This is a genomic window from Methylobacterium sp. J-059 (assembly GCF_022829485.1).
In the GTDB taxonomy this organism is placed as follows: Bacteria; Pseudomonadota; Alphaproteobacteria; order Rhizobiales; family Beijerinckiaceae; genus Methylobacterium.
In genome coordinates this window covers 1-22,637 of record NZ_JAKSYA010000063.1, presented here as the reverse complement: position 1 = coordinate 22,637, position 22,637 = coordinate 1, and the positions used below count along the sequence as shown (strand labels likewise).

Annotated in this window: 18 protein-coding genes; 8 read left to right on the top strand and 10 right to left on the bottom strand. The window is 71.0% G+C overall.

Annotation, left to right across the window (positions count from 1 at the left end):
• Positions 1-2 precede the first annotated feature (2 nt).
• The 4 genes from cobT to MKK55_RS06825 form a co-directional block, all read right to left on the bottom strand.
• Positions 3-1,904 (bottom strand): cobaltochelatase subunit CobT, encoded by a 1,902-nt coding sequence (gene cobT, locus MKK55_RS06840; protein WP_243933392.1) that lies wholly within the window; start codon positions 1,902-1,904, stop codon positions 3-5.
• Between the two features lie 5 nt (positions 1,905-1,909).
• Positions 1,910-2,407, bottom strand: a complete 498-nt coding sequence (locus MKK55_RS06835; RefSeq protein WP_243933877.1) for a DUF29 domain-containing protein — start codon at positions 2,405-2,407, stop codon at positions 1,910-1,912.
• 18 nt (positions 2,408-2,425) lie between these two features.
• Complete coding sequence (gene cobS / locus MKK55_RS06830) at positions 2,426-3,409, bottom strand: cobaltochelatase subunit CobS (protein WP_147844012.1); 984 nt, start codon at positions 3,407-3,409, stop codon at positions 2,426-2,428.
• Between the two features lie 262 nt (positions 3,410-3,671).
• Positions 3,672-4,334: a J domain-containing protein gene (locus tag MKK55_RS06825; protein WP_147860001.1), complete on the bottom strand. Its 663-nt coding sequence runs from the start codon at positions 4,332-4,334 to the stop codon at positions 3,672-3,674.
• Between the two features lie 130 nt (positions 4,335-4,464).
• On the opposite strand from MKK55_RS06825, the gene MKK55_RS06820 reads away from it, so the two are divergent.
• Together MKK55_RS06820 and arfB are read left to right on the top strand one after the other, a co-directional pair.
• Complete coding sequence (locus MKK55_RS06820) at positions 4,465-4,749, top strand: BolA family protein (protein WP_147729557.1); 285 nt, start codon at positions 4,465-4,467, stop codon at positions 4,747-4,749.
• A gap of 18 nt (positions 4,750-4,767) precedes the next feature.
• On the top strand, positions 4,768-5,187 hold the full coding sequence (arfB, locus tag MKK55_RS06815) for an alternative ribosome rescue aminoacyl-tRNA hydrolase ArfB (RefSeq protein WP_147729556.1): 420 nt from the start codon (positions 4,768-4,770) through the stop codon (positions 5,185-5,187).
• Between the two features lie 46 nt (positions 5,188-5,233).
• Here the strand turns inward: arfB and MKK55_RS06810 are convergent, their stop codons facing one another.
• Together MKK55_RS06810 and MKK55_RS06805 are read right to left on the bottom strand one after the other, a co-directional pair.
• On the bottom strand, positions 5,234-6,001 hold the full coding sequence (locus MKK55_RS06810; protein ID WP_147729555.1) for a YoaK family protein: 768 nt from the start codon (positions 5,999-6,001) through the stop codon (positions 5,234-5,236).
• A 178-nt stretch (positions 6,002-6,179) separates the two neighbouring features.
• On the bottom strand, positions 6,180-7,127 hold the full coding sequence (locus MKK55_RS06805; protein WP_147859999.1) for a class I SAM-dependent methyltransferase: 948 nt from the start codon (positions 7,125-7,127) through the stop codon (positions 6,180-6,182).
• A gap of 77 nt (positions 7,128-7,204) precedes the next feature.
• On the opposite strand from MKK55_RS06805, the gene MKK55_RS06800 reads away from it, so the two are divergent.
• From MKK55_RS06800 to MKK55_RS06790, 3 genes are read left to right on the top strand one after another with little or no spacing between them, the layout of a single operon-like run.
• Positions 7,205-8,257 carry a ligase-associated DNA damage response exonuclease gene (locus tag MKK55_RS06800; RefSeq protein WP_243933876.1) on the top strand — a complete coding sequence of 351 codons (1,053 nt, stop codon included), beginning with the start codon at positions 7,205-7,207 and terminating at the stop codon, positions 8,255-8,257.
• Positions 8,254-10,005 (top strand): cisplatin damage response ATP-dependent DNA ligase, encoded by a 1,752-nt coding sequence (locus tag MKK55_RS06795; RefSeq protein WP_243933875.1) that lies wholly within the window; start codon positions 8,254-8,256, stop codon positions 10,003-10,005. The genes MKK55_RS06800 and MKK55_RS06795 overlap by 4 nt, the downstream gene beginning before the upstream one ends.
• Positions 10,002-10,469: a secondary thiamine-phosphate synthase enzyme YjbQ gene (locus MKK55_RS06790; RefSeq protein ID WP_147726417.1), complete on the top strand. Its 468-nt coding sequence runs from the start codon at positions 10,002-10,004 to the stop codon at positions 10,467-10,469. Before MKK55_RS06795 ends, MKK55_RS06790 begins: the two co-directional genes overlap by 4 nt.
• Positions 10,470-10,676: 207 nt before the next feature.
• Here the strand turns inward: MKK55_RS06790 and MKK55_RS06785 are convergent, their stop codons facing one another.
• The 3 genes from MKK55_RS06785 to MKK55_RS06775 all read right to left on the bottom strand — a co-directional run bounded on the left by MKK55_RS06785 (position 10,677) and on the right by MKK55_RS06775 (position 17,051).
• Positions 10,677-12,212, bottom strand: a complete 1,536-nt coding sequence (locus MKK55_RS06785) for an efflux transporter outer membrane subunit (protein ID WP_147726416.1) — start codon at positions 12,210-12,212, stop codon at positions 10,677-10,679.
• 320 nt (positions 12,213-12,532) lie between these two features.
• Positions 12,533-15,679 carry an efflux RND transporter permease subunit gene (locus MKK55_RS06780; protein WP_243933874.1) on the bottom strand — a complete coding sequence of 1,049 codons (3,147 nt, stop codon included), beginning with the start codon at positions 15,677-15,679 and terminating at the stop codon, positions 12,533-12,535.
• 34 nt (positions 15,680-15,713) lie between these two features.
• Positions 15,714-17,051: an efflux RND transporter periplasmic adaptor subunit gene (locus tag MKK55_RS06775; protein ID WP_243933872.1), complete on the bottom strand. Its 1,338-nt coding sequence runs from the start codon at positions 17,049-17,051 to the stop codon at positions 15,714-15,716.
• A gap of 512 nt (positions 17,052-17,563) precedes the next feature.
• Here MKK55_RS06775 and MKK55_RS06770 point away from each other — a divergent pair.
• Positions 17,564-18,565: a CobW family GTP-binding protein gene (locus MKK55_RS06770; protein WP_243933412.1), complete on the top strand. Its 1,002-nt coding sequence runs from the start codon at positions 17,564-17,566 to the stop codon at positions 18,563-18,565.
• A gap of 35 nt (positions 18,566-18,600) precedes the next feature.
• Here the strand turns inward: MKK55_RS06770 and MKK55_RS06765 are convergent, their stop codons facing one another.
• Positions 18,601-18,900: a hypothetical protein gene (locus MKK55_RS06765; protein WP_147726412.1), complete on the bottom strand. Its 300-nt coding sequence runs from the start codon at positions 18,898-18,900 to the stop codon at positions 18,601-18,603.
• 165 nt (positions 18,901-19,065) lie between these two features.
• On the opposite strand from MKK55_RS06765, the gene MKK55_RS06760 reads away from it, so the two are divergent.
• Entirely contained in the window at positions 19,066-20,424 is a 1,359-nt protein-coding gene (locus tag MKK55_RS06760; protein ID WP_243933871.1) for an O-antigen ligase family protein, read from the top strand.
• Positions 20,421-22,637: PAS domain-containing protein (locus MKK55_RS06755; RefSeq protein WP_243933870.1), on the top strand; the 2,217-nt coding region annotated here is incomplete at its 3' end. The genes MKK55_RS06760 and MKK55_RS06755, both read left to right, overlap by 4 nt.

Here is a 22,637-nt window from a genome sequence, read left to right as displayed (position 1 = left end):
CGTCAGCGCCGGCGTCCGCCGGCGGCGCGCATCGGGGCGCGGCCGGCGGCATCCTCCTCGAACAGCTCGGCGAGCTTTTCCGTCATCGCGCCGCCGAGCTCCTCGGCGTCGATGATCGTGACCGCGCGACGGTAGTAGCGGGTCACGTCGTGGCCGATGCCGATGGCCAGCAGCTCCACCGGCGAGCGCTGCTCGATCTCCTCGATCATCCAGCGCAGGTGGCGCTCGAGATAGTTGCCGGCGTTGACCGACAGCGTCGAGTCGTCGACCGGCGCGCCGTCCGAGATCACCATCATGATCTTGCGCTGCTCGGGCCGGGCCAGGATGCGCTTGTGCGCCCAGTCCAGCGCCTCGCCGTCGATGTTCTCCTTGAGCAGGCCCTCGCGCATCATCAGCCCGAGATTCTTGCGCGCCCGGCGCCAGGGCGCGTCGGCGCTCTTGTAGACGATGTGGCGCAGGTCGTTGAGGCGGCCCGGCGCGTTCGGCTTGCCGGCGGCGAGCCACGCCTCGCGCGACTGGCCGCCCTTCCAGGCGCGGGTGGTGAAGCCCAGGATCTCGACCTTCACGCCGCAGCGCTCGAGGGTGCGGGCCAGGATGTCGGCGCAGGTCGCGGCGACGGTGATCGGGCGCCCCCGCATAGAGCCGGAATTGTCGAGCAGCAGCGTCACCACGGTGTCGCGGAAGTTCGTGTCCTTCTCCTGCTTGAAGGACAGCGGCTGGAACGGGTCGATGACCACGCGCACGAGGCGCGCCGGGTCGATCTGGCCCTCTTCGAGGTCGAAGTCCCAGGCGCGGTTCTGCTGCGCCAGCAGCCGGCGCTGGAGGCGGTTGGCCAGCCGCCCGACCACGCCCTGGAGATGCGACAGCTGCTTGTCGAGGTAGCTGCGCAGCCGCGCCAGCTCCTCGGCGTCGCACAGGTCCTCGGCGTGGATCACCTCGTCGAACCTCGGATTGAACACCCGGTAGTCCGGCCCGCGCAGCTCGTTGGCGACCTTCGACGGCGGGCGCCAGGATTCGGAGGCCTCCTCCGATTCCGCGTCCTCGGATTCCTCGGGAAGCTCGCCGGACGGCGCGTCGGCCGCCTCCTGCGCGCCTTCCTCGATGTCGTCGGAGGCCTCCTCCGAGGTCTCGACCTCGGCGCGGTCGCCCTGGCTCTGCTCCTCGGCATCGCCCTCGCTCGGGGTCTGCTCGTCGTCCTGGGCCTCGTTCTCGTCGTCGTTCTCGTCGTCCTCGGGGTCGAACGGGGTCTCGTCGGCCATGTCGAGGGAGGAGAGCAGCTCGCGCACCGAGCGGCCGAACCCGCGCTGGTCCTCGATCGAGCCGATCAGCCCGTCGAGGTTCGGGCCGGCCTTGTCCTCGATGTGCGCGCGCCACAGCTCGACGATGCGCTTGGCGGCCTCCGGCGGCTTCTGGCCGGTCAGGCGCTCGCGCACCATCAGCGCGACGGCATCCTCCATCGGCGCGTCGGCGCGGTCGGTGATGGTCTCGTACTTGCCGCCGCGGTGGTAGCGGTCCTCCAGCATCGCGGAGATGTTGGTGGCGACGCCCGACATCCGCCGCGAACCGATCGCCTCGACGCGGGCCTGCTCGACCGCATCGAACACCGCGCGCGCTGCGGAATTCTCGGGCGCGAGCCGGCGGTGGACGGCGATGTCGTGGCAGCCCAGGCGCAGGGCCATGGCGTCGGCGTTGCCGCGGAGCACCGCGACGTCCCCGACCGTGAGCTTGCGCGGCGGCTCGGGCAGGCGCGCCTTGTCGCCGGTCAGCGCCGGCCGGTCGGTGGCGTAGGTGACCTCGACCTCGGAGCGCTTGGCGATGGCGCGCAGGCACCCGGCGACCGAGCGCTTCAGGGGCTCGGCGACCGGCTCGCGGCGCTCGCCCGGCTTGCGGTTGGAGATGGACATATGGGCTACCGGTCGGCGTCGAGTTCGAAGGGGCGGTTCAGGATGTCGTCCCAGGCGTAGGGATTGTCGGTAGGGAGGGTCTCGAGCGAGCGACGCATCTCGCGCGCAGCCCGAAGCCTGCCGGTCCGGAATCCGTCGGTGACCGCCTCCGCGATGCGCGACTTCAGGCCGGGGTTCTTGCGCAACTGCCTCTCGATCCGCAGGCGCTGCTCCGCGATGGTCAACGCCCAGCTCCTGCTCCGGCGTTCCGGCTGGAAGTCCCACTTCAGGGCATGGGCGAGCAGGACCTCGATCGCGCTCTCTAGCTTATCGTACTGCTCCGAACCCACGTCGCTCAGTTCCTCAGCGATGTTGTCGAGATCGAGAACCTCGACCCGGCCAGCGCGAAGGTGGGCCACTTGCTCTTGCACCCACGTGTAGAGGTCAGCTTCGTGGCGCGTACCCGCGCGCGGCGACGCGAAGCCGGCTGGCTCCGTCTCCGGGCCCGAAGCAACCTGCGCCATCGATTCCTCCATCGTCGATCAGCTCAGCGCGACGTTCATCGCGCTCTCGGGCAGCTCCTTGCCGAAGGCGCGCTGGTAGAACTCGGCGACCAGCGTCCGCTCCAGCTCGTCGCACTTGTTGAGGAACGTAACCCGGAAGGCGAAGCCGATGTCGCGGAAGATGTCGGCGTTCTCGGCCCAGGTGATCACCGTGCGCGGGCTCATCACCGTCGAGAGGTCGCCGTTCATGAAGGCGTTGCGGGTCAGGTCGGCGACGCGGACCATGCGGCTGACGATGTCGCGGCCGGGGTCGCCCTTGTAGTGCAGCGCCTTCGACAGCACGATGTCGACCTCGCGGTCGTGCGGCAGGTAGTTCAGGGTGGTGACGATCGACCAGCGGTCCATCTGGCCCTGGTTGATCTGCTGGGTGCCGTGATAGAGGCCCGAGGTGTCGCCGAGGCCCACCGTGTTGGCGGTGGCGAACAGCCGGAAGGCCGGGTGCGGGCGGATGACCCGCTTCTGGTCGAGCAGCGTCAGGCGGCCGGAGAGCTCCAGCACGCGCTGGATCACGAACATCACGTCGGGCCGTCCGGCATCGTACTCGTCGAAGACCAGCGCGACGTTGTTCTGTAGCGCCCAGGGCAGGATCCCGTCCTGGAAGGCGGTGATCTGCTTGCCGTCCTGCAGCACGATCGCATCCTTGCCGACGAGGTCGATGCGCGAGACGTGGCTGTCGAGGTTGATTCGCACGCAGGGCCAGTTCAGCCGGGCGGCGACCTGCTCGATATGGGTCGACTTGCCGGTGCCGTGATAGCCGGTGACCATGACGCGGCGGTTGCGCGCGAAGCCGGCCAGGATCGCCAGCGTCGTCTCGCGGTCGAAGATGTAGTCCGCATCAAGATCCGGCACGTGCTCGCTGGTCTCGGAGAACGCGGGAACCTCGAGGTCGATGTCGATGCCGAAGGTGGCGCGGACGGAGACGGTGCGGTCGGGGAGCATGGCGGGCTTGTCGTCAGAGAGCATACGGAACCTCGTAGGGGCGGTCTTCCGAAGGGCATCGGATCGAAAGTCGCGCGGAGCTTGTCTCGGGCCTCGCCTCGCCGGCCAGTCGCTGCCGGGATGCAGGCCCTTCCTTAAACGTCGTCGCGCCGGGGCGCCACAGACGGGCCGGATCGGGTGCAAGACCCCCATATAGGCCTGCAATCGAAAATTGCCGGTCGTCCGCGCGCGAAAGCCGCCGACGACGGCGCGACGGTCGACTTTGCATCGATCGTGCCGAGCCGCCTCAGCAGAGCCCGGCCGCGCGCAGCACGTCGTGCGCCCGGATGATGTCGCGCAGGCGCTCCTCGAACGAGCGGTCGCCGCCGTTGGCGTCGGGGTGGAAGCGCTTCACCAGGGACTTGTACTGCGCCTTGATCGCGGCGGTGTCGGCGCCTTCCTCGAGGCCGAGCACGTCGAGCGCCCGTCGCACGGTCGCCGAGAGCTTCGGGCGCGCGGGCTCGGCCGGGGCCTGCCGCCCGCGGGCGCCGCCGACGCCCTCGGCGCGCAGCACGCCGAGCGGGTCGACATAGGCCCAGTCGCGCGGCGGCGCGTCGGCCGCCTTGGCGCTCGCCGGGCGGTTGACGCCCATCGCCCAGGTCGGGCGGTGGCCGATGATCGCGTCCTTCTGGAAGGCCTGGACGGCGTCGTCGTTCATGCCGTCGAAGTAGTTGTACGTGGCGTTGTAGGCCTTCACGTGGTCGATGCAGAAGTTCCAGTACTGCCCTTCGGCGCGGCGGCCCTTGGGCGCGCGGAACAGGCCCGCATGGGTGCAGCCCTCCGCCTCGCAGGTGCCGGCGGGCTTGCCGCTCGCGGTCTTCCCGCCGGCGGTCTTGCCGGCCGCGGTCTTCGGCTCGTCGCAGGTGCGCCGGATGCGGATGCTGTCGAACAGGGGCGAGTTGAGATCCATGACGGGGCGATTATGAGGGGGCGGACCCGAGACACAAGGGCGCCGGGCCTGATGACGCATGCGGGCGAACGGGCTTGACGGCCCGACCGCTTGGTGACGCGGCTATTCGGGTGAGACGAGGGACGGGCGGATGACCGAGACAGCGACGCTGCGGGACTGGATCGAGGGTAAGCTGGCGGCGGAACTCGCGCCCGCGCGCCTCTCGGTGGTGGACGAATCCCACCTGCATGCCGGCCATTCCGGCGCGCGGCCGGGGGGCGAGACGCACTTTCGCATCGATGTGGTCTCGGCCGCCTTCGAGGGGAAGAGCCGCGTCGACCGTCACCGCGTCGTCAACGCGCTGATGGCCGAAGCGTTCGCGCGCGGCCTCCATGCGCTGGCCGTGAAGGCGCGCACCCCGGCGGAAGCCGGCTGAGCCGGAAGGGAGGGGGCCGTGGCCCTGGTCTGCACGCCCCAGATCGCCATCGACGAGGCGGAGCTGCACGAGACCTTCGTGCGGGCGTCGGGTCCCGGCGGCCAGAACGTCAACAAGCTCTCGACCGCGGTGCAGCTGCGCTTTGACGTGCGCCGCTCCGCTGCCCTCCCGGACGCGGTCGCGGTGCGGCTGATGAGGCTCGCCGGACGCCGGCTCACCGCCGACGGCGTCCTGGTGATCAGCGCCCAGCAGTTCCGCACGCAGGAGCGCAACCGCGCCGATGCCCGCGAGCGGCTGGCCAAGCTCGTCGCCGAAGCCGCGGTGCCCCCGGTGCCGCGCCGGGCCACGCGCCCGACCCTCGCCTCGAAGAAGCGCCGGCTCGAGGCCAAGACCCAGCGCGGCGCGACCAAGCGCCTGCGCGGGGCGCCGGTGGATTGAGCGTTTCTTTCCTCCCCCCGCAGAGGGGGAGGGGAAGAGTGGGCGATCAGTGGATCGCGTCGATCGCTTTCGCGTCGGGGCTGGCGTCGGGGGCCGGCGAGGAGCCGGCGACCAGCGTGCTGCCGGGCTTGGCGATCGTCAGGATCACCGCGACCACGGCGAGCAGGGCGGCGAGCGCCGCCGGGAACAGGAAGGCGGTCTCGCCGTAGCGGATCTGCAGCAGGCCGCCGACGACCGCGCCGGAGGAGAGCCCGGCCCAGAGCGGCGCCTGGATCCAGAACGAGGACGCGACCGTCCCGAGGATCAGGTTGGCCATGCCGGTGCCGAAGCGGACCACCGCGCCGGTGACGTAGGTGAGCGCGATGCTGCGGCCGCCCTCGTCCTGAAGGATCGCGTTCTGCAGGCCAAGCGCCAGCACGATCGGGTAGGCGTGCAGCGGGAAGGCGAAGGTGCCCCAGGGCATCAGCAGGCCGAGCGCCAGCAGCGCGGCCTCGATCGTCAGCAGCACCGAGAGCCGCCAGCGACCGACCCAGGCGGCGATCAGCGTGCCGAGGAAGGCGCCGAAGCAGAACACCAGGATCACCGTGACGACGCGGGCGGTGTTCTCCCAGTCGGCGTTGGCGACGGCGACGCCGAAGCGGGTGGTGTTGCCGGACATGAACGACATGAACAGCTGCGAGAACTCGAGGAAGCCGATCGAGTCCGTCGCGCCGGCTAGGAACGCGAGCACGATCGCGAGCGGGATGCGGGTCGCCGCGCTCGCCGGGAAGGCCTTGTCCGGCGGATCGCCGGGAGCGGTCTTCTCGTTCACCATGGAATGCCTCGCAAGCGTCGTGGGTCGCGCCCGCGCCCCCGCAGGAAGGCGCAGATCGTTGAACGGGTCTTGGCGGAATCGCCGGCTATAAAGGGTCGAGCACGGCCAAGGTTCAACCTGCTCATCACGGCGGCGTGTTTTTCCTCACGTTGCTGTGCGGCGCAGGGATTAAACTGCGTCACGTCTCGGGTTTGACTGCGATCACCGTTCGGCCGGGAACGTCGTGGCCGCGCTCGCGCCGGACCGCCGCCGGGCGGAGCGCGAGGTCGGCGAGGCCGGCCTGGGCCGCGGCCTTCGCGATGCAGGCGTCGGCGTGGGCGTAGCGCCCGTCCGGCCCGAGCACGACGCCGGCGCCGTCGTGCGACTGCACCGTGAAGGCGACGCGCCCGCCTGGGCGCAGCACCCGCGCGATCCCGGCGAGAACGCCCTCGAGCGCGCCGACGTAGATGAAGACGTCGGCCGCGACGCAGAGGTCGGCGGAGGCCGCCGGCGCCTCGGACAGGAACCCGTCGATCCCCGCCTCAACGAGACGGGCATAGATGCCCTTCCGCCGGGCGAGCGCTAGCATCGCCGGCGCGAGGTCGACGCCGGTGAGCCGTTCGACGCGGGGGCCGAGCGCGGCGCCCATCAGGCCGGTGCCGCAGCCGAGATCGATCGCGTCGCGGTATCGCCGGGGGCCGTCCGCATCGAGTGCCGCGCAGAGCAGCGCCGGGCCGCAATAGCCCAGGCCCTCCACGAGGTGGCGCTCGAAGCGTCCGGCATAGCCGTCGAACAGCGCGCGCAGATAGGCCGGCGACAGGACCGGCAGCGCCGCGTCGCCACCGAGGCGCGCGAGGTGGACGAGCATGCCGAGCGTGTCCTCGGGGTCGAGGTCGCGGGCGGTCTCGTAGGCGCGCAACGCCGCCTGGAACAGGCCCGGCTCGGCGGTGCCGGCCGCGGCCCCGGCGGCGTAGCGCGCCTCGCGGGCCCGCCCGAGCAGGACCCAGGCGGCGGCGAAGCGCGGGGCGCGCTCGAGCGCCTGCTCCGCCATCTCGGCGGCGCCGACGCAATCGCCCTCGGCCAGGCACGCCTCGGCATAGGCGAAGCGGCGGTCGGCCAGCAGGTCGCCGGAGCCGGTCTGGGACATGGTGGGGATCGATCCGGGTCTCGTCGGGACGACGCCCTATATCACCCCCGATCCCATCCACCGTCACCACGGGACCGATGACGCTTCGCGCCGGCGACCTTCTCACCCTCACCCGCGAGGGGCTGTACTGCCCGCTCGGGCGCTTCCACGTCGACCCGATCTGGCCGGTCGAGCGGGCGCTGATCAGCCACGGCCATGCCGACCACGCCCGAGCCGGCCACGGCAGCGTGCTGGCCACCGGCGAGACCCTGCGCATCATGGCGGTGCGCTACGGCGAGGACTTCTGCCGTGCGCGCCAGGAGGCGGCGCTCGGCGCGCCGATCCGCATCGGCGACGTGACGGTGCGGTTCGCCCCCGCCGGCCACGTGCTCGGCTCGGCGCAGATCGCGATCGAGGCCGGGGGCGTGCGCGTCGTGGTGTCGGGCGACTACAAGCGCGCGCGCGACCCGACCTGCCTGCCGTTCGAGGTGGTGCCGTGCGACGTGTTCATCACCGAGGCGACCTTCGGCCTGCCGGTGTTCCGCATGCCCGACACCGCGGCGGAGGTGCGCAAGCTCCTCGATTCCGTGGCGCTGTTCCCGGAGCGCGCCCACATCGTCGGCGCCTACGCACTCGGCAAGGCGCAGCGGGTGATGATGCTTCTGCGCGAGGCCGGCTACGATCGGCCGATCCACCTGCACGGGGCGATGGAGAAGCTGACCGAGCTGTACAAGCGCGAGGGCTTCGCGCTCGGCGAGACCCCCAAGGTGGCGGCGGCCGACCGGGCGAGCCTGAAGGGGGCCATCGTGCTGTGCCCGCCCTCGTCGATCCAGGACGTGTGGTCGCGAAAATTCCCCGATCCCGTCACGAGCTTCGCCTCGGGCTGGATGCGGGTGCGGGCCCGCGCCCGCCAGAAGGGCGTCGAGCTGCCGCTGGTGATCTCCGACCACGCCGACTGGCCGGATCTCTGCCGCACCATCCGCGAGACGGGGGCCGGCGAGGTCTGGGTGACGCACGGGCAGGAGGACGCGCTGGTGCACTGGTGCGGAAGCCAAGGGATCAAGGCCAAGCCGCTGCACATGCTGGGCTACGGCGACGACGGCGAGGCCGAGCCGGCCGCCGGGGACGCAGACGAAGAGGCCGCCGCGTGAACGAGTTCGCCGAGCTCCTCGACCGCCTGGCCTACGAGCCGCGCCGCAACGCCAAGCTGCGGCTGCTGCAGGATTACTTCGCCCGCACGCCCGACCCGGAGCGCGGCTACGCGCTCGCGGCGATGACCGGCACCCTGAGCTTTCGCGAGGCCAAGCCCGCGCTGATCCGCGGCCTCGTCGAGGCCCGGATCGACCCGGTGCTGTTCCGGCTCTCGCACAACTACGTCGGCGACCTCGCCGAAACGACCGCGCTGATCTGGCCGGGGCCCGTCGCGGACGCAGCGCCGGCCCCCTCTTCCGAGCGGGAGGGGGGGCCGGTCGGCGCGCCCGGCCCCGGCCACAACAACCCGCCCCCGCACGTGCCGACGCTCGCCGAGGTGGTCGAGACCCTGTCCACCATCCGCAAGGCCGACCTGCCCGGCCACCTCGCGACCTGGCTCGACGCGCTGGACGAGACCGGGCGGTGGGCGCTCCTGAAGCTCGTGACCGGCAACCTGCGCGTCGGCGTCTCGGCGCGGCTCGCCAAGACCGCGGTCGGCGCGCTCGGCGGCCACGAGGCGGACGCGGTCGAGGAGGTCTGGCACGGGCTCAGGGCGCCGTTCGAGACCCTGTTCGCCTGGGCGGAGGGGCGCGGCCCGCGGCCCGAGACCCTGAACCCGGCCCCGTTCCGGCCGCCGATGCTGTCGCACCCGATCGAGGAGGAGACCGACTTCGACAAGCTCGCCCCGGCCGACTTCTCCGGCGAGTGGAAGTGGGACGGCATCCGCGTTCAGCTCGTCGGCGGGCGCGACGCGGCGGGCGGGCAGGTGGCGCGGATCTACTCGCGCACCGGCGAGGACATCTCCGGCGCCTTTCCCGACCTCGCCGAGGCCGTCACCTTCACCGGCACGCTGGACGGCGAGCTGCTGATTCTGCGCGAGGGCCGCGTGCAGAGCTTCAACGTCCTGCAGCAGCGCCTCAACCGCAAGGCGGTGACGGGCAAGCTGATGGAGGAGTTCCCGGCCCATGTGCGTGCCTACGACCTGCTGACCGCCGACGGCGAGGACCTGCGGGCCCTCGGCTTCCTGGAGCGGCGCGCCCGGCTGGAGGCGTTCGTGGCGACGCTCGACCACGCCCGCATCGACGTGTCGCCGCTGGTGCCGTTCGCGACCTGGGACGATCTCGCGGCGGCGCGGGCCGACCCGGCCGCGGTCGGGGCGGGCGACGACGCCGACGCGATCGAGGGCGTGATGCTCAAGCGCCGCGACAGCCCGTACCTGCCCGGCCGCCCCAAGGGCCCGTGGTGGAAGTGGAAGCGCGAGCCGCATCTGGTCGACGCGGTGATGATGTACGCCCAGCGCGGGCACGGGAAGCGCTCGTCGTTCTACTCCGACTACACGTTCGGGGTGTGGCGGGACGGCGCGGGCGGCCCCGAGCTGGTGCCGGTGGGCAAGGCCTATCACGGCTTCACCGACGCCGAGCTGGCCAAGCTCGACCGCTACGTCCGCAACCACACGGTCAAGCGCTTCGGCCCGGTGCGCGAGGTCGGCTACGGGATGGAGGGCGGATTGGTGCTGGAGATCGCCTTCGAGGGCGTGCAACGCTCGACCCGGCACAAGTCGGGCGTCGCGATGCGATTCCCCCGCGTCAGCCGCATCCGCTGGGACAAGCCGGCGGCCGAGGCCGACCGGATCGATCTTCTGGAACGCATCCTGACGCGGGGCGAGCGCGAGACGATGCCGGGCACGACCCTGGAGACGACGGAATGAAGCGCGGCACGGTGGGACCCGTCGAGACCCTGTTTTCGGGCGAGATCCGGCGGCAGGCCGGCGCGCGGCTGACGATCGCGACGCCGGGTCCGGGCTTCACCGAGTTCACGGACGCGGTCGCCGCCTTCGTGCGCGGCAGCGGCGTCCGCGACGGCGTCGCCACGGTGTTCTGCCGGCACACCTCGGCCTCGCTGACCATCCAGGAGAACGCCGACCCCGACGTGCAGGCCGACCTGATGACGGCGCTGGACGGTCTCGCCCCGCGCCACGTCGCCTACGTCCACGGCGCGGAAGGGCCGGACGACATGCCCGCCCACATCCGCACGATGGTCACCGATTCCGCGCTGACGATTCCCGTTCTGGACGGCCGCCTCGCCCTCGGCACCTGGCAGGGCGTGTACCTGATCGAGCACCGCGACCGGCCGCATCGCCGGGAGATCGTCCTGGCGGTGGCGGGGGCTTGAGGGCGGATCGCCCCGCGCGTCCGTCTGTTCGTGCGGGGATGACCGTGCCCGCTCCGTCATTCCGGGCTCTGCTTCGCAGTCCCGGAATGACGGCGTGGGTGTGATGTCGATCGCAGGCGGCTCCGGCGATGACGGCACCATGCCGCTATCGCCCCTGCCACCTCGCGCGTCCGCCAAGCTCCGGATCGGCGGCTGCGCCGAGGCCGCCTAGAGAAACTTCAGCGGGTCGGTCTCGGGCGGGGGCGGGGCGACGTCGGCGCGGTTCCACCAGCCGCCGCCGAGCGCCTGGAACAGGGCCGCGGTGTCGGCGTACTGCGTCGCGCGCGCGCCGGCCGAGGTGACGAGCGCCGAGAGGTAGCCCTGCTGGGCGATCAGCACCTGGGTCGAGTTCACGGCGCCGGCCGAGAACTGCTTGCGGATCAGCTCGAGGCTCTGGCCGGTGGCCTTCTCGGCGGCCGAGGCGGCGGCGACCGCGCCGGCGTCCGCCTGCAGCGCGCGCAGCGCGTCGGCCACGTTCTGGAACGCGGCGATCACCACCGCGCGGTACTGGGCCTGGGCCTGGGTGAGCGTCTCCTCGGAGGCGCGCTGGCGGCGATAGAGCGTGCCGGCGTCGAAGATCGGCGCGGTGGCTTGGCCGAGGATGGTGAAGAACCCGGCGCCCGGGTTGGCGATCTGCGCGAGCCGCACCGCGCTCGAGCCGCCGGCGCCGGTGATCGCGAATTGCGGCAGGCGGTTCGCCACCGCGACGCCGATGCCGGCGCTGGCCTGCTGCACCAGGGCCTCGGCGGCCTTCACGTCCGGCCGCTGCTGCACCAGGCGCGAGGGCAGGCTGACGGGCACCTTCGTCGGCAGGCGCAGGGCCGCGAGGGTGAAGGTCTCGGCCACCTCCTCGCTCGGGAGCCGGCCGGCGAGCGCGGTCAGGAGGTTGCGCTGCTGCGCCAGCTGCTTCTCCAGCGGCGGCAGCAGCTGCTGCGACAGCGACAGGGCCGCCTGCTGCTGGATCACGTCGGCGCCGGCGATCTGCCCCAGCGAGAGCTGCTTGTTGTAGAGGGTCAGCACCTCGGTCTGCGCCTGGATCACCCGCTTGGTCGCGTCGATCTGCGCCCGCAGTGCCGCTTCCTGGATCGCGGCGGCGACGACGTTGGCGGTGAGGCTGAGATAGGCCGCCTCGAGCTGGAAGCGCTGGTTCTCGGCGGTGGCTTCCAGGCCCTCGATGGTGCGGCGGTTGAGCCCGAACACGTCGGGATTAAAGGCCACCGTCACCTGCGGGGTGTAGAGGCTGTAAAGGTAGTTGTTCTGGTTCTGCAGCGGCGATTGCAGGTCGAGCCCCGGCGCCTTGGCGCCGAGCGCCTGCGGGTTGGCCGAGAGCGAGGGATAGAGCGTGCCCTTCTGGGCCAGCACGTTCTGCTGCGCGATGCGCAGGGAGGCCTGCGCCGCCTCTAGGTTCGGGTTGTTGGCCAGCGCCTCCTCGACGAGGCGGTTCAGCGCCTTGGAGCGGAACAGCGTCCACCACTGGCCGGGGATGTCGGCGCCCGAGACGAAGCTCTGGTCGGCCGAGCCGCCCTGCCGGGTGGCGACCTTGTCGGCCGCGCTCGGGTTCGCCAGCGGCTCGCGGGTGTAGCGCGCGACCGGCGGGTCCTCGGGCGCGACGTAGTTCGGGCCGACCGCGCAGCCCGACAGGGCCAGGCTCGCGGCGAGGGCCACGGCCCGTGCGGACCGGCGGTTGAGGGCCGTCTCGATCATGACGCTTCCGACGCGGGACGCGCGCGCGACGGCGCCATCCTCCGCCCGGTAGAGCGCCGCGGGGACGGCGCAAGTCAATGCGGCGGGCGGCGTCGCCGGCGGGGAGGCCGAGCGTTGTGGTGCCGGCGCCACGGCTGCGAGGACGAGCGCGCTTTTCCCTCCCCCCTCTGCGGGGGAGGGTGGCCCGCGAAGCGGGTCGGGAGAGGGGAGCGACCTCTCCGGACATGGCGCTCTCCTCTCCCGACCCTCGCTGACGCGAGGCCCACCCGCCCCCGCAGAGGGGGGAGGGAAGGGGCGCGGCAACGTCCTGATCAAAACCATCACGCCGCCGCCCGATGGAGAGCGGGCGTCGCGAGCGGGTTCGGCCGGCGGCGCGAGAACAGCGAGATCAGCACCGGCACCACCACCAGGATCAGGTTCGGCGCGAGCAGGATGCCGCCGACGACGACGAGCGCCAGGGGCTTCTGCACCTGCGAGCCGATGCCGGTGGAGACCGCCGCGGGCAGCAGGCCGACGCAGGCGGCGACGCAGGTCATCATCACCGGCCGCATCCGCACGATCGAGGCGTGCCAGACGGCCTCCTTGCGCGGCCAGCCCTCCTCCATCAGCTGGTTGTAGTAGGCGAGCAAGATCACGCCCTCCATCGTCGAGATGCCGAACAGGGCGATGAAGCCGATCGCCGCCGAGATCGAGAACGGGGTGCCGGTGAGCGCCAGCGCGAAGATGCCGCCGATCATCGCCATCGGGATCACCGACAGGCCGAGCAGCATGTCGGCGACCGAGTTGAAGTTGATGAACAGCAGCAGCGCGATCAGCACCAGGGTGATCGGCACCACCAGGCTGAGGCGGGTGACCGCGTCCTGCAGGTTGGTGAACTGGCCGACCCATTCGAGGTGGTAGCCGGCCGGCAGCGTCACCTCGTCGGCGACGCGCCGCTGCGCCTCCAGCACGGTGCCGCCGAGGTCGCGCCCGCGCACCGAGAACTTGACCGGGATGTAGCGCTCCTGGTCCTCGCGGTAGATGAACGAGGCGCCCGAGACGAGGTCGACGTCGGCGATCTCGGAGAGCGGCACCTGCACCACGCCGCCGTTCGGGTTGGCGGCGCCGATGGTGATGTTGCGGATGGTGGCCAGCGAGGAGCGGTACTCGCGGGCGAGCCGCACCCGCATCGGAAAATGCCGGTCGGAGCCGTACTCGTAGAGGTCGCCCGCGGTCTGGCCGCCGATCGCGGCGGCGATCGTGGTGTTCACGTCGCCGATCGAGAGGCCGTAGCGGGCGGCCTTGTGGCGGTCGACGTCGATGCGCACCGTCGGCTGGCCGAGCGAGGCGAAGACCGAGAGGTCGGTGACGCCGGGCACGGTGGCGAGCACCGCCTTCACGTCGTTGGCCGCCTTGGTGATCGCGGCGAGGTCGGTGCCGTAGACCTTGACCGAGTTCTCGCCCTTCACGCCCGAGGCCGCCTCCTGGACGTTGTCCTCGATGTACTGGGAGAAGTTGAACTCGATGCCGGGGAACTCGGCGTCGAGGCGCTTCGACAGGCCGGCGATGAGCTGCTCCTTGTCGAGCCCCTTGCGCCATTCGTCGATGGGCTTGAGCGGGGCCAGGATCTCGACGTTGAAGAAGCCGGTGGCGTCGGTGCCGTCGCTCGGCCGTCCCTGGTGCGAGATCACGGTGACGACCTCCGGCACCTCGGTGAAGATCTTGCGCAGCCGCTCGACGTAGGCGTTGCCGGCCTCCAGCGAGATCGAGGCCGGCATCGTGCCGCGCACGTAGAGGTTGCCTTCTTCGAGCTTGGGCAGGAACTCGAGGCCGAGGTTCCGAGCGGCCAGCCCCGAGACCAGCAGGATCGCCACCGTCACGGCGATCGACAGGATGCGGTTGCGCAGGCCGAAGCCGAGGATGATCTCGTGGCCGAAGCGCAGCACCTTCACGATCAGGGTGTCGCGCTCCTCCACGTGCTTCGGCAGGATGACGGCCGAGAGCGCGGGCGAGACCGTGAAGGTCGCGAGCAGGCCGCCGACCAGCGCGTAGGCGTAGGTCTTGGCCATCGGCCCGAAGATGTGGCCCTCGACGCCCGACATCGTGAACAGCGGCAGGAAGCCGACGATGATGATCGTCGCCGAGAAGAAGATCGCCCGGTTCACCTCCGAGCCGGCGATGGCGATGGTGCCGAGCCGCCCGGTGAGGCCCCCCGGCGCGGGCTGCCCTTCCGTGTGGTGCGGCTCGGCCAGGTGCCGGAACACGTTCTCGACCATGATCACGGTGGCGTCGACGATCAGCCCGAAATCGATCGCGCCGAGCGAGAGGAGGTTCGCCGAATCGCCGCGCACCACCAGGATCAGGATCGCGAAGCCGAGCGCGAAGGGGATCGTCGCCGCCACGATGATCGCGCTGCGCAGCGACCCGAGGAAGAGCCACTGCACCACGAAGACCAGCACCACGCCGAAGACGAGGTTGTGCATCACCGTGTGCGTGGTGGTGTGGATCAACCCGGAGCGGTCGTAGATCCGCTCGATCTTCACGTCCGGCGGCAGGATCGTCGAGGCGTTGATCTTCTCGATCTCGGCCTCAACCCGCCGGAGCGTCGGCAGGCTCTGGCCGCCGCGGCTCATCAGGACGATGCCCTCGACGATGTCGCTCGAGCCGTCGTGCCCGACGATGCCGAGCCGCGGCGCGTTGGAGACGCGCACGTCGGCGACGTCCCGCACCAGCACGGGCGTGCCGTTGACCTGGGTCAGCATGGTGTCGCGGATGTCGTCCATGTCGCGGATCAGGCCGACGCCGCGGACCACGGCCGACTGCTCGCCGACGTTCAGCGTCTGGCCGCCGACGTTGATCGAGGAGTTGTTCAGGGCCGAGACGAGCTGCACCAGGGTCATGCCCTGGGCCTGGAGGCGGTTGAGGTCGACCGCGATCTCGTACTCCTTGGCCTTGCCGCCGAACGCCGTCACGTCGACGACGCCGGGGATCGCCTTGAAGCGGCGCTGCAGCACCCAGTCCTGCAGGGTCTTCATCTCCGCGGAGGAGAAGCCCTTCGGCCCGACGAGCTTGTACCGCATGATCTCGCCCACCGGGCTCGTCGGCGAGATCTGCGGCGTGGCGCCGTTCGGCAGGGGCGGGGCCTGCGACAGGCGGTTGAGCACCCGCTGCAGCGCCTCCTCGTAGGTGAACTCGTAGTTGAACTGCACCTTCACGTCGGACAGGCCGAACAGCGAGATCGTGCGCACCACCTGCGCGTTGGGGATGCCGGCGAGCGCCACCTCCAGCGGAATGGTGATGTAGCGCTCGATCTCGTCGGCCGACTGGCCGGGATTCTGGGTGATCACGTCGACGAGCGGCGGGACCGGATCGGGATAGGCCTCGATGTTGAGCTGGGTGTAGCTGGCGTAGCCGAGCGCCAGCATCACCAGGAAGCCGAGGCAGACCAGCACGCGCTGGCGCAGCGAGAAGACGATCAGGCTGTTCATCGCGTCGGGTGCCCTTCCGGCGGTTCCGGTCCGGTCAGGACGCCTTGTCGCCCGACGCGGCGCGGTCGATGAACAGCGCGCCGCGGGTGACGACCTCCTCGCCGGCGGCGAGCCCCTCGACGACCTGGACGTTGTCGCCGTTGACCAGGCCGAGACTGACGCCGCGCGCCGCGATCGCGCCGTCGGGCCGGGCGACCCAGACGTGGGCGCTCGCGCCCTCGTAGACGACCGCGGCGAGCGGCACGGCCGGCGAGGGCTGGGGCTTGCCCGTGATGATGGTGAAGGTGGCGAACATCTCCGGGCGCAGCGACCGGTCCGGGTTGTCGACCTCGCTGCGCACGGCGAGGCGCCGCGTCGCCGGATCGAGGCTCGACGACATGTAGTTCACCCGCGCCTTGAACACCCGCGTGCCGAAGCCCGCGACCCGCGCCTCGACCTCCTGGCCGATGCGGATCTTCGGGATCTCGCTCTCGCGCACGTTGGCGATCAGCCACACCGTGGACAGGTCGCCGATCACGAAGGCCGGGTCGCTCGAGGTGGTGAGGTACTGGCCGATGCCGACCTTGCGCTGCACGATGGTGCCGGCGATCGGCGCCTGGATCTGCGTCTCGGCGCTCATCGTGCCGTTCTTCTCGTAGGCGGCGATCTCCGCGTCGGTCTTGCCGAGGAGCTTGAGGCGGTTGCGCACCGCGTCGAGGGAGGCCTGCGCGGTCTTCAGGTCGCTCTGGGCGGCGATCACGTCGTTCTGGGCCGACTGGTAGTCCTTGAGCGCCACCGCCTTGGCCGCGAACAGCTCCTGCTGGCGGGCGGCGATGGTCTGGTCGAGCTTGAGCAGCGCCTGCTGCTTCTGGATGGTGTTGAGCGCGCTCTGGTAGTCGTTCTGGGCCTGGACCATGTCCGTGGCCTCGATGACGAGGAGCACGTCGCCGGCCTTCACGTCGTCGCCCGCGCGCTTGAGCACCTTCGTGACGCGGCCGGAATAGGGCGAGGCCACCGGCACGTTGTCGTCGTCGTTCAGCGCGATGCGCCCTTCGGCCGAGCCTTCCGGGCGGAAGGTCATCGTCGCCACCGGATGGATCTCGAAGGTGGTGCGCTGCTCCGGCGTCGGCCGGAAGATCCGCTCGGCCGAGGAGGGCGGGGCGTCGGCCTCGCCGGTCTCCTCGCCGTTCGTGCCGCCGAGCATCCCGCGCGCGTAGGTCGTCACCGTCTCGAGGAACCCGCGCACCGGCTGCGGGAACACCGCGACCACGGCGACGGCGGCGACCACCAGCGACAGCACGACCGCGATCGGCAGCAGTCCCTGGCGGCGCGGGCCGTGCGCCCGGGCCGCCGGCGCGTCGGTGTCGGGATCGAGTGGCGTGCGGGCGTCCATCGCGCTGTCGTCTTCGGGTCGAGGGAGGTGCTTGATGGTTGTGGGCCGGTGCGGAGCGGTCGAACGCGGGAACCCGTCCCGATGCATCGAACCGATCGATGGTGCTTTTCTAAGGCAGGCCCGGGACGGGCGGCTCCCCGAGGCGCCGATATCCCGCGCATCCGGGCGGCACAATGGCCCGGCGGTGCGGAAGCGCGGCCGGGAGGCGATCGAGGCGGGTCGAGGCGATCACGTTCGGGATAGCGGGCTCGCGGGATATCGGGCTCGTGCGTGCGGTCGCCCAAGCGGTCCGCGGCGAGGCCGCGACCGGAAACGGCACCGCTTGGTCATGGCCATGGGTCGTGGCAGGTCTTCACGACGGTCTCGCGACGGAGCCGCATGCCGGCCGCGGGAGGCGGGGCGGCGTCCGCTCGGGTGCTTCCATCCGCGGTCCGATGATACGATATGACATGTCATCGGCGGCCCGGCGCGAGCGCGGGCGCCCACCGCATCACCCGTCGGAAGAGTCGCCCATGTCCGGATCGCAGAGCCCCGCCAACGCCGAGTCGGTCACCTCCGAGAAGATCCCGGTCACCGTGCTGACCGGCTACCTCGGCGCCGGCAAGACCACGCTGCTCAACCGCATCCTCACCGAGAACCACGGCAAGCGCTACGCCGTGATCGTCAACGAGTTCGGCGAGATCGGCATCGACAACGACCTCGTCGTCGGCGCCGACGAGGAGGTGTTCGAGATGAACAACGGCTGCGTCTGCTGCACCGTGCGCGGCGACCTGATCCGCATCATGGACGGGCTGGTGAAGCGCCGGGGCAAGTTCGACGCGATCATCGTCGAGACCACCGGGCTCGCCGACCCGGCCCCCGTCGCCCAGACCTTCTTCGTCGACCAGGACGTCGGCGACGCCGCCCGCCTCGACGCCGTGGTGACGGTCGCCGATGCCAAGTGGCTGTCCGAGCGCCTGAAGGACGCGCCCGAGGCCCGCAACCAGGTCGCCTTCGCCGACGTGATCCTGCTCAATAAGGCCGACCTGGTCTCGGAGGCGGACATGGCGCGCGTCGAGGGCGAGATCCGCGCGATCAACCCCTACGCCAAGCTCCACCGCACCACGAACTGCGACGTGCCGATCGACGCGGTGCTCGGCCGCAACGCCTTCGACCTCGGCCGCATCCTCGATCTCGAGCCCGACTTCCTCGAGGAGGGGCACCACCATCACCACGACGGCGACATGCAGTCGTTCTCGGCCCGCATCGACGGCCCGGTCGACCCGGAGAAGTTCATGCCGTGGATCTCGAACCTCACCACGATCCAGGGCCCGGACATCCTGCGCTGCAAGGGCATCGTCGCGTTCCCCGACGAGCCGCGCCGCTTCGTCTTCCAGGGCGTGCACATGATCCTCGACGGCGACCTGCAGGCCGAATGGAAGGCCGGCGAGGACCGCTCGTCGCGCGTCGTGTTCATCGGCCGCAAGCTCGACGCCGAGGCGATCAAGGGCGGGTTCCTGGACTGCGCGGCCTGAGGCTTATGCGAAGCGGATCATGGTCGACGCGGGCGTCATGATCCGATCAGCTTGACGAAGGCGGCACCGGCGCCGAAGAAGGCCGCGCCGGCCGCCATGCCGGAGAGCGCGATCTGCCAGGGTGCGAGCATCCTGTCGCGCTCGAGTTTCCGCGCCTCGTGCTCGAGCTTCCTGGCTTCGTGCTCGAACTTCTTCGCTTCGAGCTCGAGCTTCATCGATTCGGCCATGAGCTTCTTCTGCTCGGCCACGAACTTCTCGCTTTCCTCGCGTTGCCGACGGATACGGCCGATCAGTTCTTCCAGATCCGGGGGAAGCGGTGTTGCGGTGTCGGCCATCGGGCTTGGTCCTCGACGTCGCGATGATCGAGGCACGATAGGCGTTCGCTCCCGACCAGCGAGCGCGCCGCAGGCGCCCGTCAGCCGAATATCAACCTTTCCGTCCCATGAAGGACCCGTCGTCGTGCGGGCCCGCGTTCCAGGCTCGCGGAGCCCGCGTGAGCCATGGCCAGCACCGCCGTTCCGGGCTTCGTCCTGCCGCAGGTCGGCCGGGTCCCGCTGATCCGGGTCGTCCACGGCTTCGCCGGCGCGCTCCTCGCGGCGTTCGTGTTCTTCGCCTGCTTCGCCTTCTCCGAGACCTCGCCCTACGACGTGATCGCGATCCCGACGATCCTGCTCTGGGCCTGCCTCGGCATCCGGCTGCACCGTGGGGCGGTGCCGCTGGTGCTGCTGCTGCTGCTCTATCTCGGTGCGATCGTCGTCGGCCTGATCCCGTTTCTCGACGAGGACTTTCCGGTCACCTGGACGATCCAGCTGATCTACCTCTCGGTGACGGGCGTCTTCTTCGTGATGTTCTTCTCCGACGACACCCAGGCCCGCATGGAGCTGGCGCTCAAGGCCTACACGGCGAGCTGCGTGTTCTCGGCCACGCTCGGCATCGTCGGCTACCTGCAATGGCTCGGGATCGAGGACCTGTTCTACAAGTACGACCGCGCCTCGGGCACCTTCCAGGATCCGAACGTGTTCGGCTCGTTCCTGACGCTCGGCGCGCTCTACCTGATGCACGGCCTGATCACGGCGACCGCCCGGCGTCCGGTGCTCGCGCTCGCGGGCCTGCTGATCATCCTGGTCGGGATCTTCCTGTCGTTCTCGCGCGGCTCGTGGGGCGGCACCGTCGTCGCCACGTTGCTGATGGTCGGCTCGGTCTACGCCTCCTGCGGGTCGGCGCGGCTGCGGCGGCGCATCGTGCTCCTCAGCCTCGCGACCCTGGCGCTCGGCGCCGTCGCGATGGCGGCCCTGCTCTCGGTCGACAGCGTCCAGAAGATGTTCGCCACCCGCGCCGCGGTGAGCCAGGACTACGACGAGGGCGAGACCGGCCGCTTCGGCAACCAGCTCCGCGGCATGGAGATGCTGCTCGAGCGCCCGCTCGGCCTCGGGCCGATGCACTGGCGCCTGACCTTCGGGCTGGAGCCGCACAATTCCTACATCGGCAGCTTCGCCAACGGCGGCTGGCTCGGCGGCGCGGTCTTCCTCGCCCTCGTCGCGGCGACGGGGTTCGTCGGCTTCCGCCTGCTCGCCCGGCCCTCGCCGTTCCGCGCGCACGCGCAGATCGTCTGGCCGGCGCTGCTGATGTTCTTCCTTCAGGCGCTGCAGATCGATATCGAGAAGTGGCGCCACGTCTACATGATGCTCGGCATGGTATGGGCGCTGGAGGCGGCGCGCCGGCGCTGGGCCGCGCGGGACGGGCGCCGCACGCTCGCCTCGGCGCCGCGCGAGGGCGATCGGCCCGGTCGGGTCCGGAATCGGGATGATGCGATGGGCCGGCGCCTCGGGGAGATGCCGGCGGGGGACGCGCGAACGTGAGCAGCATAGAGGCGCTTCAGGCCAGGGACGACGAAACGACGGCGGACGAGGCGGCGCGCGAGGCGAAGCGCGTCGCGGCGCTGCTGGCGCTCGGGATCCTGGATACGCCGCCGGAGGATCATTTCGAGGCGGTGTGCCGCACGGCCTGCCGCCTGTTCGGCGTCGAGACCGCCTTCGTCGGGTTCATCGACGCCGACCGGCAATGGCTGAAGACGCCGTGCGCGCTGGTGCCGGGCGAGCTGTCGCGGCAGGAGAGCTTCTGCACCTACACGATCCAGACGGACGCGGTGCACGTCGTCCCGGACGCGCGGCTCGACCCGCGCTTCTCCGGCAGCCCGCTCGTCGACGGCACGGCGGGGGCAACCCGGTTCTATGCCGGCACGCCCCTGAGCCTCGCCCCCGGGATCCGCGTCGGCACCCTCTGCCTCGTCGACTCGCGGCTGCGCGACTTCTCGGCCGAGGACGGCGTCGCGCTGCAGGACCTCGCCGAGATCGTCGTCGCGCATCTGCGCCTCTCGGAATCGAACGCGGCGCTCGGGCGCGAGATGGCCCTGCGCAGCGCGCACGAGGCGCAGCTGGAGTGCCAGGCGGCCGAGATCGCCGAGCGCTCCGCGGCGCAGGCCAGCGCCAACCACCTGCTGACCATGGCCGAGCAGCTCGCCAGCATCGGCAACTGGCGCGTCCCGCTGCCGGCGGGTCAGCCGATCTGGTCGTTGGGGCTCTACGAGATCGCCGGGCTCGACCCCGCCACCGCGCCGCCGCACCTCTCGACCTTCGCCGAGATCTATCACGCCGACGACCGGGAGCGGCTGATCGCCGTCGTCGGCGACGCGATCGCGCGGGCCGAGAACTTCGCCTTCGACGCCCGCATCCTGCGGCCGGACGGCACCGAGCGCGACGTGGTGGTGCGCGGCACCTGCGAGACCGCCGCCGCGGGCGCGGTCACCGGCCTGTTCGGCGTGATGATCGACATCACCGCGCGCCGGCGGGCCGAGGCCGACGTCCACCGCAGCGAGAGCCGCTATCGCGGGCTGGCCGACACCCTGCCGCTGCTGGTCTGGGCGATGCGGCCGGGCGACGGCGAGATCACCTACGCGAACCCCCAGTTCCACGCGTATTACGGGCCGATCGGCACCGGCCGCGCCGCGCGGGTCGCCTGCAACCATCCCGACGACGCGCCCGCCATGGCGACGGCGTGGCGGGCGGCGCAGGCCGGCGAGACCGCCTATTCCGGGGAATGGCGCCTGCGCCGCGCCGACGGCACCTATCGCTGGCACAAGCTGACGATGACGCCGGTCCACCTGATGGCCGACGGCACCGTCATCGAGTGGCTCGGAACGGCGCTCGACATCGACGAGATCGTCACCGCCCGGATGGCGGAGCACGACGCCCGCGGCCTGCTGCGGATCGCCCTGGAGGCGGCCGAGGCCGGGACCTGGGATTGGGACATGCAGACCGGGGTGAGCCTGCTCTCGCCCGAGAGCCTGCGCATCTACGGGCTGCCCGAGGACGGCGAGCCGCGCGGCATCACCACCGCCGCGTGGACGGCCCTGGTCGATCCCGAGCAGGTCGGCGCGGTCTGGGACGCGATCCGGCACGCGATCGACACCCGCACCACCTACGCCGCCGAGTTCCGGGTCGGCGAGCGCTGGGTCTACGCCCGCGGCCGGCCGCTGTTCGGGGCCGACGGCCGCCCGTACCGGATGGTCGGCCTCCACATCGACATCACCGAGCGCAAGTCGGCGGAGGTGGCCTTGCGCTCGATCACCGCCGAGGCCCAGGCCGCGCGTGCCGAGGCCGAGCGCGCGAGCGAGGCCAAGAGCGACTTCCTCGCGGCGATGAGCCACGAGATCCGCACGCCCCTGAACGGCATCCTCGGCTACGCCGACATGCTGCTCGACGAGACCCACCTGCGGGCGGAGGACCGTCACCGGCTCGAGCGTATCCAGGTCTCGGGCGCCGCGCTGCTCACCTTCGTCAACGACATCCTCGACTTCTCGAAGATCGAGGCCGGGCAGCTGACCCTCGACCCGGTCGCGTTCCCGCTGGTCTCGGTGATCGACAACACCGTCTCGCTCGTCCGCGGCGGCGCGCTGAAGAGCAACCTGCGGATCGAGACCCGGATCGACCCGGATCTGCCCGCCTTCGTCCTCGGCGACGCGAGCCGGCTGCGCCAGGTGCTGCTGAACCTGCTGAACAACGCGGTGAAGTTC

Bases quoted from the DNA above. Each gene is read 5' to 3' on its own strand.
- MKK55_RS06820 (WP_147729557.1), top strand. From the start codon at position 4,465: ATGACCGAGACAGCGACGCTGCGGGACTGGATCGAGGGTAAGCTGGCG.
- MKK55_RS06775 (WP_243933872.1), bottom strand. From the start codon at position 17,051: ATGGACGCCCGCACGCCACTCGATCCCGACACCGACGCGCCGGCGGCC.
- MKK55_RS06790 (WP_147726417.1), top strand. From the start codon at position 10,002: ATGAAGCGCGGCACGGTGGGACCCGTCGAGACCCTGTTTTCGGGCGAG.
- MKK55_RS06805 (WP_147859999.1), bottom strand. From the start codon at position 7,127: ATGTCCCAGACCGGCTCCGGCGACCTGCTGGCCGACCGCCGCTTCGCC.
- MKK55_RS06835 (WP_243933877.1), bottom strand. From the start codon at position 2,407: ATGGCGCAGGTTGCTTCGGGCCCGGAGACGGAGCCAGCCGGCTTCGCG.
- MKK55_RS06780 (WP_243933874.1), bottom strand. From the start codon at position 15,679: ATGAACAGCCTGATCGTCTTCTCGCTGCGCCAGCGCGTGCTGGTCTGC.
- MKK55_RS06765 (WP_147726412.1), bottom strand. From the start codon at position 18,900: ATGGCCGACACCGCAACACCGCTTCCCCCGGATCTGGAAGAACTGATC.
- MKK55_RS06785 (WP_147726416.1), bottom strand. From the start codon at position 12,212: ATGATCGAGACGGCCCTCAACCGCCGGTCCGCACGGGCCGTGGCCCTC.
- cobS (WP_147844012.1), bottom strand. From the start codon at position 3,409: ATGCTCTCTGACGACAAGCCCGCCATGCTCCCCGACCGCACCGTCTCC.
- MKK55_RS06825 (WP_147860001.1), bottom strand. From the start codon at position 4,334: ATGGATCTCAACTCGCCCCTGTTCGACAGCATCCGCATCCGGCGCACC.
- MKK55_RS06760 (WP_243933871.1), top strand. From the start codon at position 19,066: ATGGCCAGCACCGCCGTTCCGGGCTTCGTCCTGCCGCAGGTCGGCCGG.
- MKK55_RS06810 (WP_147729555.1), bottom strand. From the start codon at position 6,001: ATGGTGAACGAGAAGACCGCTCCCGGCGATCCGCCGGACAAGGCCTTC.
- cobT (WP_243933392.1), bottom strand. From the start codon at position 1,904: ATGTCCATCTCCAACCGCAAGCCGGGCGAGCGCCGCGAGCCGGTCGCC.
- MKK55_RS06800 (WP_243933876.1), top strand. From the start codon at position 7,205: ATGACGCTTCGCGCCGGCGACCTTCTCACCCTCACCCGCGAGGGGCTG.
- MKK55_RS06770 (WP_243933412.1), top strand. From the start codon at position 17,564: ATGTCCGGATCGCAGAGCCCCGCCAACGCCGAGTCGGTCACCTCCGAG.